The organism is Hyphomicrobium sp. CS1BSMeth3, assembly GCF_900117415.1.
GTDB lineage: Bacteria > Pseudomonadota > Alphaproteobacteria > Rhizobiales > Hyphomicrobiaceae.
This window is the reverse complement of the sequence record NZ_FPEI01000006.1, coordinates 30,856-43,984: the sequence shown is the minus strand read 5'-3', so window position 1 is coordinate 43,984 and position 13,129 is coordinate 30,856. Positions and strand designations below refer to the sequence as shown.

The 13,129-nt window shown below is 62.5% G+C and carries 10 protein-coding genes; 3 read left to right on the top strand and 7 right to left on the bottom strand.

Going from position 1 to position 13,129, the window contains the following annotated elements; all coding sequences use genetic code 11:
• The first annotated feature begins 284 nt into the window (after positions 1 to 284).
• The 3 genes from CS1BSM3_RS15345 to CS1BSM3_RS15335 all read left to right on the top strand — a co-directional run bounded on the left by CS1BSM3_RS15345 (position 285) and on the right by CS1BSM3_RS15335 (position 3,265).
• Complete coding sequence (locus CS1BSM3_RS15345; protein WP_143149233.1) at positions 285 to 1,319, top strand: hypothetical protein; 1,035 nt, start codon at positions 285 to 287, stop codon at positions 1,317 to 1,319.
• A gap of 75 nt (positions 1,320 to 1,394) precedes the next feature.
• Complete coding sequence (locus tag CS1BSM3_RS15340) at positions 1,395 to 1,775, top strand: hypothetical protein (RefSeq protein WP_072388343.1); 381 nt, start codon at positions 1,395 to 1,397, stop codon at positions 1,773 to 1,775.
• A complete protein-coding gene (locus CS1BSM3_RS15335) occupies positions 1,772 to 3,265 on the top strand; it encodes a hypothetical protein (RefSeq protein ID WP_072388341.1) in 1,494 nt (497 codons plus the stop codon). The genes CS1BSM3_RS15340 and CS1BSM3_RS15335 overlap by 4 nt, the downstream gene beginning before the upstream one ends.
• Positions 3,266 to 3,402: 137 nt before the next feature.
• On the opposite strand, the gene CS1BSM3_RS15330 is transcribed toward CS1BSM3_RS15335, so the two are convergent.
• From CS1BSM3_RS15330 to CS1BSM3_RS15300, 7 genes are all read right to left on the bottom strand, one after another.
• On the bottom strand, positions 3,403 to 4,290 hold the full coding sequence (locus CS1BSM3_RS15330) for a LysR substrate-binding domain-containing protein (RefSeq protein WP_072388340.1): 888 nt from the start codon (positions 4,288 to 4,290) through the stop codon (positions 3,403 to 3,405).
• A 16-nt stretch (positions 4,291 to 4,306) separates the two neighbouring features.
• A complete protein-coding gene (phnX, locus tag CS1BSM3_RS15325; protein ID WP_072388338.1) occupies positions 4,307 to 5,107 on the bottom strand; it encodes a phosphonoacetaldehyde hydrolase in 801 nt (266 codons plus the stop codon).
• A complete protein-coding gene (locus CS1BSM3_RS15320) occupies positions 5,104 to 6,258 on the bottom strand; it encodes a TIGR03364 family FAD-dependent oxidoreductase (RefSeq protein WP_072388336.1) in 1,155 nt (384 codons plus the stop codon). Before CS1BSM3_RS15320 ends, phnX begins: the two co-directional genes overlap by 4 nt.
• A 20-nt stretch (positions 6,259 to 6,278) precedes the next feature.
• Positions 6,279 to 8,009, bottom strand: a complete 1,731-nt coding sequence (locus tag CS1BSM3_RS15315; protein WP_072388334.1) for a putative 2-aminoethylphosphonate ABC transporter permease subunit — start codon at positions 8,007 to 8,009, stop codon at positions 6,279 to 6,281.
• 59 nt (positions 8,010 to 8,068) lie between these two features.
• Entirely contained in the window at positions 8,069 to 9,169 is a 1,101-nt protein-coding gene (locus CS1BSM3_RS15310) for a putative 2-aminoethylphosphonate ABC transporter ATP-binding protein (protein WP_072388332.1), read from the bottom strand.
• A gap of 117 nt (positions 9,170 to 9,286) precedes the next feature.
• Positions 9,287 to 10,294 carry a putative 2-aminoethylphosphonate ABC transporter substrate-binding protein gene (locus tag CS1BSM3_RS15305; protein WP_210188788.1) on the bottom strand — a complete coding sequence of 336 codons (1,008 nt, stop codon included), beginning with the start codon at positions 10,292 to 10,294 and terminating at the stop codon, positions 9,287 to 9,289.
• A 343-nt stretch (positions 10,295 to 10,637) separates the two neighbouring features.
• Entirely contained in the window at positions 10,638 to 12,956 is a 2,319-nt protein-coding gene (locus CS1BSM3_RS15300) for a putative bifunctional diguanylate cyclase/phosphodiesterase (RefSeq protein WP_072388328.1), read from the bottom strand.
• Positions 12,957 to 13,129: the final 173 nt, after the last annotated feature.

Below are 13,129 nucleotides of genomic sequence, written 5' to 3'. Positions count from 1 at the left end.
CATCCTGGCATGGGAAAAGTTGTCGCTCGCCCTTCAAACGGGTGCGATCAACGAGCGTCAGCCATCACAGTGAATGATCGTGATGCAATCACACAAGCGTCTGTATTTACTGATTTAACTGGTGAATTTCTCATCTTCTTGCGCTTGAGTGAGACACGCTCTCGGAGACGCCAGCGCTATCTGATCAGAGCAACCGGCTCAACTGCAGTCGTCACATCCTGTTCATGGAAAGGCCATAGGTCCGGAGGCTCACGATAACTGAGAGTGGAGAAGGGGATCTGGCAATGAGACGTATTCTTGGAGTTTTGTGCATTTTGGCGGCTACGGGCTTGGCGATGCCGGCCGATGCTCAGCCGGTATCGCAAGAGCGGCTGAAGTCCATTGTGTCGATGACGCCAGAGCAGATGGCAACGACTGGCGCGTGGACCAAATCGGCTCATGAACGCGTCATGGCGCATATCAACAGCATCAAGGACGTGAAGATCCGCGAGCTGGTTCTCGATATGGTGGTGAAGCCCGAAAGCAAGGTCTACAACGCGAAAGCGAACCAGTCCTTCCTGGCTTCTCCGGCTGCCGGCGGCAAGGGGCATCACTACTATCCGGGCGGTCTTCCGGTGCACGTCGCGGAGTGGCTCGATGTTGCGATGGCCTGGGCCGACACCTACGAAAAGGTCTACCGCGTCGAGAAGGTCGACCGCGATCTCGTCATCGCAGCGCTCGTTCTGCACGACTGGGCCAAGGTCTGGTACGAGTGGAATGCCGAGACGGGGCTCGTCACCAAGCCGCAATGGTACCCTCAGGCCTGGGGTGGCGAGCGCGGCAAGGCCAAATGGAAATGGATGGGTGAACACGGCGCGGTCGTCTACGCCGAGCTGATGAAGCGTGGCGCGCCGGAATCCCTGATCATTGCAACCGCGGCCTCGCACTTCGATCCGCACTGGGATCTCGAAAAGGATGGTGAGGGCCTGAACGCCGCGCTCGCAGAAGCTGCCAAGATCGTCAACATGCCGCCGATCGTTGTGCAGCCGGGCAAGCAGATGGCGGAATGGTGGCTGGTGACCTACACCGACGGTGCGTGGTCGTTCTCTCACTACATTGCCGGCCTGACAGCACTGAAAGCCATCGAGGAAGTCGCCGTGGAGCTCGGCCTCAAGGCCGGCTCGCTGGATGCCAGCAAGCTGTCGGGTTTCGTCCTGTCGCGGGTTTCCGACTTCCGCATCTACGAAGTCTATCAGAAGGCAGGCTTCGATATGGCGGCTGCCAAGAAGTTCATCCTGGAAGTCATCCAGGACTCTTCAAAGTATGAAGTGAAGAACTGAAGTCGGCATTGATCGCTGCCGCTTGCATTGAGCGGCAGCGATCTTCTCAAAGTAGGCGGAAAACAGGATTGCGCTATGGGTTGGTCGAGAATTCGAATCCTTGCCGTCTGCGGAGCAGCAGCGGCGCAGCTCATCGCGTCAGGACCCGTCGAGGCGAAAGACGAGCAAATCTTCCAGCTCATCATCAAGGGCAACGGCGTGCCCAGCCATCAGCGCACGATCCGTGTGACAAGGGGCGATGCTGCCAGTATCGAGGCGCAAGCGGACCGTCCGGTTGTGCTGCACGTTCATGGCCTGAAGATTGAGCTTGAGGTGAGGCCTGGGGTACCGACGCGGGTGCGCATACCGACACGCGCGACCGGACGGTTCCGCGTCGAGCTGCATGAGCGAGGTGCCGCAGCCAAGGCTGATCATCATGGCGCCCCATTGGCGTTCGTGGAAATCATGCCGAAATGAGTGCCTCGCGTGAGCTGATACGACAGACCGCACTGCTGGGCTTGTTGTCTTTTGCACTGGCGACGCCTGCAGCCGCGCACGCCATTGCCGAGCGTTATGATCTACCGGTGCCGCTGGGATTCTACGTCTTCGGCGCAGTCGCTGTCGTCGCGGTAACATTTCTCGTCACTGCGGTCTTCTTATATGCGGGGCCCCATCAGGGTCTCGCGCGTCCTGTGCTGCCGGCCAACTGGGCGACACTCAACCGCGCTCTCATTGGTGGCTCGAGCACCGCGCTCCAGCTCGTGGGGGCTCTGGCGCTCGTGGCCGTTGTCTTGACGGGCCTGTTTGGCAATCAGTATCCAGCGCGCAACCTCGCTCCGACGCTCGTGTGGATTGTCTGGTGGTGCGCGCTCAGTATCTTCGTAGCCTGCGTCGGCAACGTCTGGCCCGCAATGAACCCGTGGCGAACACTATACTTGGCTGTCGCAAGGGGCGTAGGTTCTACAAACGATACGCGTGGCGTTCGCGCCTATCCGGGATGCGCAGCGGAGTGGCCTGCCGTCGTTCTGTTGCTGATCTTCGTCTGGATCGAGTTGATCTCGCCTTTTAGCTCATCACCGATGGCACTCGCTCTGCTTGCAATCGTCTATTCGGCGATCACGTTCGCAGGAATGCACCTTTACGGAGCCCAGACTTGGCTTCGGCGCGGCGAAGTCTTCTCTCTCGTTTTTGGCGTGCTTGCGAGCTTTGCGCCACTCGGCGTTTCCAAGATGAAGCCAAGTGACACAAGCGGGGACGCGACAGCGTCCGAACCTGGAAGACTGGTCTGGCGTTCGTGGTCCGCCACATTGCTGGACGGCTTCCAGCACCATTCGCTGGCCATGGTCTCTCTGGTGCTGTTGCTCCTATCGTCCGTCCTGTTCGACGGACTTCTGGGAACAGGCCTATGGCGCTCAATTGAGCCATTGCTGCCCTCAGATCGAGCCGGCCTCATCGCCAGCACTTGTGGATTGATCGGGACCTGGGGCGTCTTTCTCGCTGCGTATCTTCTGACAGCCGCAGCTATGAGCCGGATACTCGGTGGCTCCTCCACGACGCTCGGTGTCGCAAGTCGGTATCTTCTCACCCTGGTTCCGATAGCCGTCGGCTACAATATCGCACACAACTATTCGTATATTGTGCTTCAGTCACAAACGTTCATCGCACTGATGTCCGATCCGTTCGGTTTCGGCTGGAACTTGTTCGGCACCGCTCGCTGGGAGCCCAATCTCGAAGCGGTCGATGCGCGCCAGATCTGGTACGTTGCGATCGGAGCCATTGTGGTTGGGCACATAATCGCAGTCTACCTTGCTCACATCGTGGCCTTGAGGACGGCGACAACACGCAAGCTGGCCATCCTGAGCCTTATTCCGATGACCGTGTTGATGTTGCTCTATACCGGAGCGAGCTTGTCGATCCTTGCTGAGCCCATCGTACGCTATAGCGTACCCGATCCCGGTTACTCCTAGAACGCGTAGTGCTCTGACATGGCGACATGCAGAAAAAGCTCTACCTGCATGTCGCATCGGGAGATGCCGTCTCGTCATGATGGCGGAACCCACAGAAGGACACCGATCATGACATCAAAGCTCAATCCCACAACCGCCTAGCGCGTGGCGTCGGTGTGAAGGCTCTCGGCGATGGCGTACAGCTCGCTCACCGCGGCCAGGTTGCGCAGCTCCGGCAAGCAGATGAGGTACTGGCCAGCCAGCAGGTTCTTGCCGATGAGAGGACAGACGTCGACCTGATCGTCGCGCTCGACTTCGCCCTCGAGAGCCACACCGAGCCCGATGCCCGCCGCGGTCGCAGCGAACGCGACGTCCCACGATCCGACCTCCAGGGTGCAGGTGATCGAAAGACCGATGCGGTTGGTTTCGGCCTCGAGGATTTGCCGGGTATGAGATCCGCGATTCCACAGGACGAGGGGCACGCCCTTCAGCTTCTTCAGTTCAAGCCCCGAGCCCTGGCACAGAGGGTGTCCCTTCTTGCCGTAGATGACGAAGCCGCGGCGCGTGATCAGGTGGCTGGCGAAGCGCGAGTCGGCCTGCTGCGAGGTAACGGCCGCGACGTCGAGTGCGCCCGCCTCTATGGCCGATATGAGCTCGGCCGACGATGCGCTTCGGGCACGCAGCGCGATCGTGGGGTGCCGCTCGACGAACAGCCGCATGATCGGCATGATGATCCTGTGGGCGCTGAAGCCGAGCGAGAGCGCGCCGTTCCTGAGTGCGGCCGTGCCCGCGAGATGGCGCTCCAGCTCGTCGACGCGCTCGAGCGCAATGCGGATGCGGGCGAGAACCGGCCCCGCGCCCGGAATCACCGAGACCGCGCCCCCCGAGCGCACGAAAAGGCGATGGCCGCACAGCTCCTCGACGCTGCGCACCTGGGTCGATACCGTGGGCTGGCTGATACCGAGCTCCTCGGCGGCGCGCGTGAAACTCCCGAGACGCGCGACTGCTTCGACCGCGCGGATCTGGGGAACGGTAATCTGACTCATGTCACCTTCATGGCCGCTATGGGCGTTCGCCTCGTGCCAGACGACCCTCGATATTGTCGATCACGGCCTCGAGCGACGCGACACTGTCGATGACGTAGTGCGCGCCGCATCGCGTGAGCTGCCGGGCGGCGCGGCTGCGATGCTCTGCAACCTCGTCCGGCGTCAGCGCCGCCAGCTCCTCCCGCGACAGTCCGGCCGCATTGCCGGAAAGGGCAACGCCGACCGTCCAGCATCCGGCCGCGAGCCCCTCGGCGATCCCGACCTCGGTGTCGTCGACCTTGACGACGGTGGCCGCCGGCCCGACATCGAGATCGAGAAAGCACTTGTACATCATGAGCGGCCCGGGCCGCCCGGACTTCAGATCGCCGGCACATACGAGGTTGTCCGTCACCAGGCCGGCCTTCGCCACTACAGGCAGCAGGCGTTCCATGATCTCCCGCGTATAGCCGGTGGTCGATCCGATCTTGATATTGCGCGCGCGCAAGGCGCCGATGACATCGAGTGCACCGGGGATCAGATCGGCAAAATCGGTGACGACCGCCGCATTCAGCGGCACGAAGACCTCGTAGACCCGATCGACGTCGCGATCTGTCGGCGCCGCGCCATGGGCCGCCTGCCAGCGCGCGCTGATGTCGGGGTTTGTGAGAAGCGCCTTGATGTGATCCCACTTCGGCAGACCCATGGGCCGGCGCGCCTCGGCGACCGTGATCGCCACCTGAAATTCCGACAGCACTTTGACGAACGCGCCCATGGGCGCCCGCGAGCCATGGTCGACAATGGTGCCTGCCCAATCAAAGACGACCGCTTTCACATTCATGCGCTCACACCTCCCGTCGTGCTGCCGAATAGTTCTGAGATGACTTCCTCGCCGATGGCAAAGGCCGTCGACGCGCCGGTGCCACTGGTGACGATCACGATGCGGACGCCGTCGGAAGGGCTGTCCACGAGCATCAGGCGGTCGCCGGCCGAGGCATAGACGCCCGTCCAGCGCGCGCTCACGGTGCGGCCGGGCAGATCCAGTACGGCGTCCAGCTCATCCAGAATGAGATCATCGATGCTGGTCGCGGCGAACGGATCGAGCGTCTCTCCGTAGTGATGACTGTCGCCGACGACGAGCGACCCGTCGGCCGACTGCACGGCGATGAGATGCACGCCGTGCGCGAGGTGAGCCGCCTGCTCGGCGCGCAGTCGCTGTTTCAATGCCTCGGCCTCGGGAAGCTCGGCGTAGCCGAGATAGCGAACGAAGCCGAGGTCCGACATGACAGCCGTGCCGAGCCGCGCCGATGGGTTGGCCGGCATCACGCGCAGCATCTGCAGCTTGCACGTCGTCAGGCCGTAGGCGGCGATGCGCTCCGGGAACAGGGACAGAAAGTCGTGCCCTGGACAAACGACGACGCAACCGGCGTGAACAGGCCCCCGCGTCGTCGTGATGACCGGCACCGCCACGTCCTTGACGAGCGCGGAACGCAGGAAGGTCACGCCGCGGGCTGCCTCGAGCCAAGCTGCCAGGCGCGGCACCGCCTCGCGGCTTTCGACACGCAGCTCGTGCGGCGACCAGAGCGCCGCGGCGATCGCGTCGCGCTTCAGCAAAGGAACCTTCTCCGCCGCCTCGCGCGGCTCCAGCAAACGGCACGCGCGGCCCATCTCGGTTGACAGAAAGGCCTCGAGCACGCGGCGGGCTTCAGGCCGCCGCGCCACGGCGCACAAGCCGGCGTGCTCTACGCGAATTCCGGCCTCGGGCGCCACCTCGGCCCATACGTCACGCGAGCGCATGGCGCGGCTCCAGCACGCGCCGGCCTGCTGTCCGGTGACCGTGACAAAACCGAAATTGCGGATCGAGGCGCCGTTGGCTGCCGCATCGCGATCGATCACGACAACGCGCAAGCCGCGGCGCGCGGCGGCGAGCGCGTGCGCCAGCCCTACAATGCCGGCGCCGATGACTGCGAGGTCAAAAACGCGGGTGCTCATGTGGATACTCCCGCCTTTTGTCAGCGCCTGCGCCAAGCCTGAGTTCTGCCCAGCACACTTCTGGTCAGCAAGATATAGAGCACGCGGACAAGCGTCGCGGCGAAGAAGATCGTCATGGCCATGGCCGCGGCCGGCGCCACGTCGCCGGCATCGTCCATATTCAGCACCGCAATCGAGGCGAGCGTCGTCTCCGGCGCATAGAGGAACACGACGGCCGACACGGTCGTGAGCGCGTTGACGAACAAGTACATCGCAATGTCGAGTACGGCCGGCAAGCAGACCGGCAGCGTCACCAGCAGGAACGTGCGGAAAAACGGCACCCTGAGCGACGCCGAGACCGTCTCGATCTCCTGGTCGAGCTGCTTGAGCGCCGTGACGGCGGTGAGATGCGCGACCGAATAGAAGTGCGCCACCGTGCACAGGACAAGAATGGCCATCGTGCCGTAGATGAAGCTCGCGGGGTTCGACGGCGCGTTGAAGAAGAAGATGTAGCCGAGCCCGAGCACGATGCCGGGCACCGCGAGCGGCAGGAGGGCGAGAAGCTGGAAGATGAACCGGCCCGTATGGAAGCCTTTGGTCTTCTCGACGAGATAGGCGCCCATGAAGACGAGGGCCGTGCCGACCACCGCCGTCATGCCAGCCATCTTCAGCGAATTGTAGAAGCTCTGCCAGCCGCCGCCGTCCATGTTGTCGAAGTCGTAGTTCTTGAGCGAGGGCGTGAGATTGTAGGGCCAGAGCGTGGCAAGGGAGGCAAAAAACGCCATGCCGATGACGATGAGGACGGCGGCGGCGATCAGCCCGCACGCGATGAAGGCAAAAGTGTCGATCGCTCTGTCGGGCTTCGGCTCGTAAGGAACGGCGCGCGCCGAAAGGGCGGCGGACTGGCGGCGCTGCACGTACTGGTCGACGGCAAACGACAGCACGGCGGGCAGCAGCAGCAGCAGTCCGACCACGGCCCCCATGCGAAAGTTCTGCTGGCCGATGACCTGCTTATAAATATCGGTCGCCAGGACATTGTACTGGCCGCCAATCACCTTCGGCACGCCGAAATCAGTGATGACGAGCGTGAAGACGACGAAGGTCGCACTGATGAGGCCATACCTCGCCCCCGGCACGGTGACCGTCCAGAACGTCCGCCAGTTGCTGGCCTTCAGCGCCGCGGCCGCCTCATAGAGGCGGGCGTCGGCGGTCGCGAGCGCCGTCGTCATGATGATCAGGGCGTGCGGAAAGGTCCAGAACACTTCGCCGATCACGATGCCGATCGGGCCGTAGATCGACGCCCCGAGCAGCACATCCTTGGCGATACCCTGATTGCCGAAGAGATAGACGAGGCTGATCGCCGGCAGCAGCGACGGTGCAAGCAGGGGGATCTGTGAAACGAGCTTGAACACGCTGCGTCCCGGCATGCACGTGCGTGTGAGCCCATAGGCAAATGCGAACGACAGCAGCACACAGATCACCGTGCTGATCGAGGCAATCCAGATGCTGTTGGCGATCGACGCCGTCAGTGCCGGATTGGAGAAGTACTGGACGAAGTTGGCGAGGCCGACGAACTCCCCGGCCGGCCCCTCGACGCTCTTGCGCAGCAGCGCGCCGAGCGGGAGCAGGACGGTGCCGACAAGCCAGAGCGTCAGCAGCACCAGCATGATCCGCATCAGGAGGTCATCGCGGCTCATTCGCTGGCGTACGGGCCGTCCGCGCGCCGCTTCGGCCGCGGCTGCATCAAGCTGATTGCTCGTGACGCTCGTCATGATCTCACCTCGCACCCCTCGACTGCGCAGGGACAGGCCTAAGGCTTTCTTGTCACCCGTCAGGCGGCGGTCGCGAAAACGCGCAGGCGCTCGGCGGGCAACACCGCTTTTGCGCGCACGCCCGGCTTGATGCCGAGATCGCGCACGTCATTCATCGACAGATCTGCCGAGATGTTGAGGTTGGAGCCGAGGACATGCAGCGTTGTCGAGAAGTGATTGCCCATGAACTCCATGACGCCGACGTCGACATCGAACGCGTTCGCGGCGCCGGAGGTATCGCGGACGACGACGTCCTCCGGCCTGAGGCAGATGGTGACCGGAGTCCCGGGCGCGTAGGTGAGCGCGCTGTCGAGCTTGAGAACAGCGCCGCGGCAGTCCGCCGAAGCGGCATCAACGAGCTTGCCCTCGATGAAATTCATGCGACCGACAAAGTCAGCGACGAAGGGTGAGGCCGGCTTCCCGTAAACTTCGTCGGGCGTGCCGATCTGCTCGATGCGTCCCTTGCTCATGACGACGATACGGTCGGACATGGTGAGCGCCTCCTCCTGATCGTGCGTCACCATGACGGTGGTGATGCCGAGGCGCCGCTGAAGATCGCGAATCTCGCCCCGCAACCGCGCCCGCACGCGCGCGTCGAGCGCCGACAGCGGCTCGTCGAGGAGCAGCAGGCCCGGAGACAAGGCGAGCGCCCTGGCGAGCGAGATGCGCTGCTGCTGGCCGCCCGAGAGCTGGGCGGGATACTTATCGGCTTGATCGGCGAGGCCGACCATGCCGAGCAGCTCGCTGACGCGCTCGGCGATCTCCTTGCGGCTCTTGCCCGCGGAGACGAGGCCATAACCCACATTGTCCTTGATCTTGAGATTCGGAAACAGCGCGTAGCTCTGGAAGACAATGCCGAAATCGCGCTCGTTGACCGGGAGATTGGAAATGTCGCGCCCATCCTGATGGATGCTCCCGGTCGTTTGCACGTCGAGGCCGGAGATCGCCCGGAGCAGGGTCGTCTTTCCGCATCCCGAAGGGCCGAGAAAGGAGATGAACTCGCCCTTGTGGATGTCGAGATCGATGTCTTGTAGCGCCGTGAACGAGCCGAAGCGCTTCGTGACGCTGCGAATGACGAGATACGGCTTTTCGGCCTGTGTAATGGTCACCGGTGCATTCATGACACTTCCCGCGGTTGCCGAGACGAGCGGTAGAGGCTCAATGAGAAGCACAAGGTCCTTGCGAAGGCGCGCGGCAGCTTACGCATGCCTCTGCCGTGCGCGCGCGTTACGGAACGATCACTTCTTCTCGCTCTTGCCGTCGTAGCGCTTCGTCCACTCCGCGAGGATGCGCTCACGATGGGTCGCCGACCACGCGAAGTCGTTCTTGGCGAGCTGCGCCTCGACATCGCCTTTGACGTGCTCGAGCTTCGCCTGGACGCCGGGATAGGCGACGACGGCGAAGTTCTGGGCGTAGAGCTTGTTGGCTTCCTCGGTCACCGACCAGTCGAGAAGCTTCTTGGCCGCGTCGAGCTGCTTGGTGGCGGCCATGATGGCCGACGCCTCCATATCCCAGCCGAGGCCCTCCTTCGGCAGGATGGCTTCGATCGGCGCGCCGTCCTTCTTGGTGCGGTTGGCCCGGTACTCGAATGAGAGACCGACGGCGTACTCGCCGGCGGCAGCTTGACGGCAGGGCTTCGAGCCGGAATGCGTGTAGGAGGCGATGTTCTCGTGGAGGGCATCCATGTATTTCCAGCCCGCCTCCTCACCCAGCATCTGGAGCCAGCCGGCGACCATCAGGTAACCGGTGCCCGAAGAGGCTGGATTGGGCATGGCGATCTGCCCCTTGTACGCAGGCTTGGCGAGATCGGCCCAGGAAGCCGGTGCAGGGATCTTCTTCTTCTCCGCTTCGACAGTGTTGAAGCAGATGGCAGAAGCCCAGATGTCCATGCCGACCCACTTGGGCGGGTTGGCCGGATCGCGCATCGATGCCTTGATCTTGTCGAGCCCGACCGGAACGTAGGCCTGCAGCAGGCCCTCCTTGTCGAGCGACATCAGCGAGGTCGCGGCAAGGCCAAAGACCACATCGGCCTTCGGAGCAGCTTTCTCCGCCAGGAGCTTGGCCGTCACAATGCCGGTGGAATCGCGGACCCACTTGATCTTGATGGAAGGGTACGCCTTCTGGAACGAGGCCTGATAGGCCTTGATCTGATCGGCTTCGAGAGCGGTATAGACCGTCAGCTCCTGAGCATTCGCAGTGCCGGCCACAACGGCCAGGGCTGCCGCAAACAGCGCGCGTCTCAGCATACGACACCTCATGAATTCAACACACCGAGAAGAATGTCGAACCCCCAGATGGCACACCGCATCCTCAGCGTATTGGTGTGGCCGCGTGCAGAGCTTTCCTTTGACCGCTGCACGATCCGGACGTCCGAGACTGCGCGATCATGCTTAATCGCCTCATATGACATCCCGATGTACGGCGTCGCGTTATTCGATTTCCCTATAGTCGATTACCAACGCACATCCCGTCGATGTCTGGGACTAGCGTGCGCCCAGAGGCCCCTGGAGAAAGCCGGAGCGAGGCCTGCACCAGAACTTGTCGCGACCGTTAGGCGCGCGTCGCGCGGAACGACGTGCAGGAGGCAAGCTAAGCCGCTGAGGATGCTTGGCGCGCTTGATTGAGCGCCGCGACGATCGGGACATCGCGCTCGCTCGGCATAGGCCGGCTGTAGAGATAGCCCTGTACCTCCGTGCAGCCCTCAGCCCGAACACGATCAAGGTGCTCTTGTGTTTCGACGCCCTCAGCGACGGTGGTGACGCCGAGACGCTTGGCGACAGCCGCAACAGCGCCGATCACGGCCGCGCAGTCGGGCCGTGCAACGGCATCGCGCACGAAAGAGGAATCGATCTTGATCTTGTCGAAGCTGAAGGTGCGCAGATGGGAGAGCGAGGAGTAACCGGTCCCGAAATCGTCGAGTGCCACCCGGACACCCATATCGCGCAACCGGCGGAGATCTCCTATGGCGCCCGCTTCTTCATTCAGCAGCGCGGTTTCCGTGACCTCAATCTCGAGACGCCCGGGCGACAGGCCGGAAGCAGCGAGCGCCGAGAGAACGGTTGAGGGAAGCGTGCCCTTGCCAAGCTGGCCGGCCGAGATGTTGACAGCGACCCGTGCTCCGTCCTTCCACTCTGCCGCATCGCGGCAGGCGCGGTTCAGCACGAACTGGCCCAACGGCTCGATCAGGCCGCTTTCCTCTGCGACGGGAACGAAGTCGACGGGCGAAACCCAGCCGCGCTCGGGATGATGCCAGCGCACCAATGCTTCACGGGCCGTGACCTTGCCGCTCTCGATGTCGATGATGGACTGATAGAAGACGAAGAACCCTTCCTGCGTTTCCAGAGCCGAGCGCAGTTTTGCTTCGAGGCGAACACGCTCCTGGATACGAGTCTCCATATCGGCGGTGAATACCCTGAAGGTGCACTTGCCGGACGACTTGGCGGCGTAGAGGGCAATGTCGGCACGCGACAGCAGAGTCTCATGGTCATCGCCGTGGGCTGGTGCCAATGCGATACCGATGGAGGCGCCAATCTGGAGGCGCCTGTAAACATCGAGGTGATAGGGAGCCCCGAGAGACTCGACGAGCGCATCGGCAAACACGGCGGTCTCGTCCGCGTTGTCATGGGGGAGGAGCACGGCAAACTCATCCCCGCCAAGGCGGCCGATAAGCACGCCCGGCGCTGTGCAGGCCGCGCGCAGCCGGTTGGCAACCTGCTGGAGCAGGAGATCGCCGACGCGGTGGCCTTGCGTATCATTGATGAGCTTGAAACCGTCGAGATCGATGAAGAGCAACGCGTTTCGATTGTCGCGCGTCGCGAACGTTGCCGCCAGCTGCTCATGAAATGTCGTGCGGTTGGGGAGACCGGTCAGCGTGTCGTAGTGGGCAAGATGGCGGATACGGTTCTCGGCTTCGACCTCCTTGGTGACAATGGCCCAGGAGAGCATCGGTCCGATATAGCTGCCATCATCATCGTTCACCGCCGACACTTGCAGATCGAGCACTTCGGGGCCGAGTTTGATACGGGCCTTGTGCGGCAGGTTTCCGGGATCGGCCAGAAGCTTTCGCTGGTGCTCGGGATGACGATGGAAGACGTCGATGCACGTGCCGACCAGCGTGTCGGCCTTGATCGGCAGCAGGTGCTCAATGCTGCCGATGAGTTGCTTCGACGTCTCATTGGCATAGTTGATGATCAACGTGTCGGGCTCGACGGTCATCACGGCGACAGGCATATCGTCGATCATACGCAGCAGGCGGCTCTGTTCCTGCTCCCGTCGACGGGCGTATGTCTGCGCATTGACCATGCGGGCAAAGTCGCGGCTCTGAATCAGAACCACGACGAGCAAGGCACACGTGACCAATAGCGCATTGACTGCCATGCCTATGAAGGTCGGCTCCCCCGTCGAGACAATGAAGGCCACAAATGTGGTGCCAACCGTCATGGCAACAATGAGCGCCGTCGCCGGGGTGTGGAGCAGGCAGAGCATGGTGCCGATCAGCGAGAGGGTCAGGAAGAACGCGATATGTCCTTGGGCGAGCTCATTGGCGTAGGGATATAAGGCGAAAGCCCAGGCCGGAAAGGCAATGCAGAGTGCCGCAGCGATGCGATTGGTGCGCCGGAGCTCGCTGACGGCCCTCTCGGCCGTCAGAACGATATGCTTCTTTCGCCACCAGATGATGAGTCGGACTGCACATATGACGCTCAGTGCGAGTGAAACATGGATGGTCAGCCACGCCGGGGCCTTGCCGAAGAACGTCGCTGTCAGCACCCAGCTATTGGCGATCAGGATGAAGTACATGAGCGGGATGAGCCGCGAGAGCGCAGCGAACTGTGCTTTGACCAGCTCGGGATTGTCGGCAGGTAGGGCGACGAGGCGAGCGAGCCGGGCCATCTGCAGTCTTATGTTCATAAGAATTCCCATCGCGACGACGGCCCACTGATGAAGTCAGCACCAGCAGCGCTGCTTCCTGCTTCGGGGAAATTTCACTACGAGAGACCCAGATCCCCGCCGGCCCGGGCCAGACTGCTTAGAGTGACGCAGGCAGATATTGCGCGTGCGGTGCATTGAATTTGGGCAGCATT

What these genes read in the sequence shown, in the direction of transcription:
- CS1BSM3_RS15305 (WP_210188788.1), bottom strand. Translation starts at nt 10,294, where the DNA reads ATGCTGAGACGCGCGCTGTTTGCGGCAGCCCTGGCCGTTGTGGCCGGC.
- CS1BSM3_RS15300 (WP_072388328.1), bottom strand. Translation starts at nt 12,956, where the DNA reads ATGAACATAAGACTGCAGATGGCCCGGCTCGCTCGCCTCGTCGCCCTA.
- phnX (WP_072388338.1), bottom strand. Translation starts at nt 5,107, where the DNA reads ATGAATGTGAAAGCGGTCGTCTTTGATTGGGCAGGCACCATTGTCGAC.
- CS1BSM3_RS15340 (WP_072388343.1), top strand. Translation starts at nt 1,395, where the DNA reads ATGGGTTGGTCGAGAATTCGAATCCTTGCCGTCTGCGGAGCAGCAGCG.
- CS1BSM3_RS15315 (WP_072388334.1), bottom strand. Translation starts at nt 8,009, where the DNA reads ATGACGAGCGTCACGAGCAATCAGCTTGATGCAGCCGCGGCCGAAGCG.
- CS1BSM3_RS15345 (WP_143149233.1), top strand. Translation starts at nt 285, where the DNA reads ATGAGACGTATTCTTGGAGTTTTGTGCATTTTGGCGGCTACGGGCTTG.
- CS1BSM3_RS15335 (WP_072388341.1), top strand. Translation starts at nt 1,772, where the DNA reads ATGAGTGCCTCGCGTGAGCTGATACGACAGACCGCACTGCTGGGCTTG.
- CS1BSM3_RS15310 (WP_072388332.1), bottom strand. Translation starts at nt 9,169, where the DNA reads ATGAATGCACCGGTGACCATTACACAGGCCGAAAAGCCGTATCTCGTC.
- CS1BSM3_RS15320 (WP_072388336.1), bottom strand. Translation starts at nt 6,258, where the DNA reads ATGAGCACCCGCGTTTTTGACCTCGCAGTCATCGGCGCCGGCATTGTA.
- CS1BSM3_RS15330 (WP_072388340.1), bottom strand. Translation starts at nt 4,290, where the DNA reads ATGAGTCAGATTACCGTTCCCCAGATCCGCGCGGTCGAAGCAGTCGCG.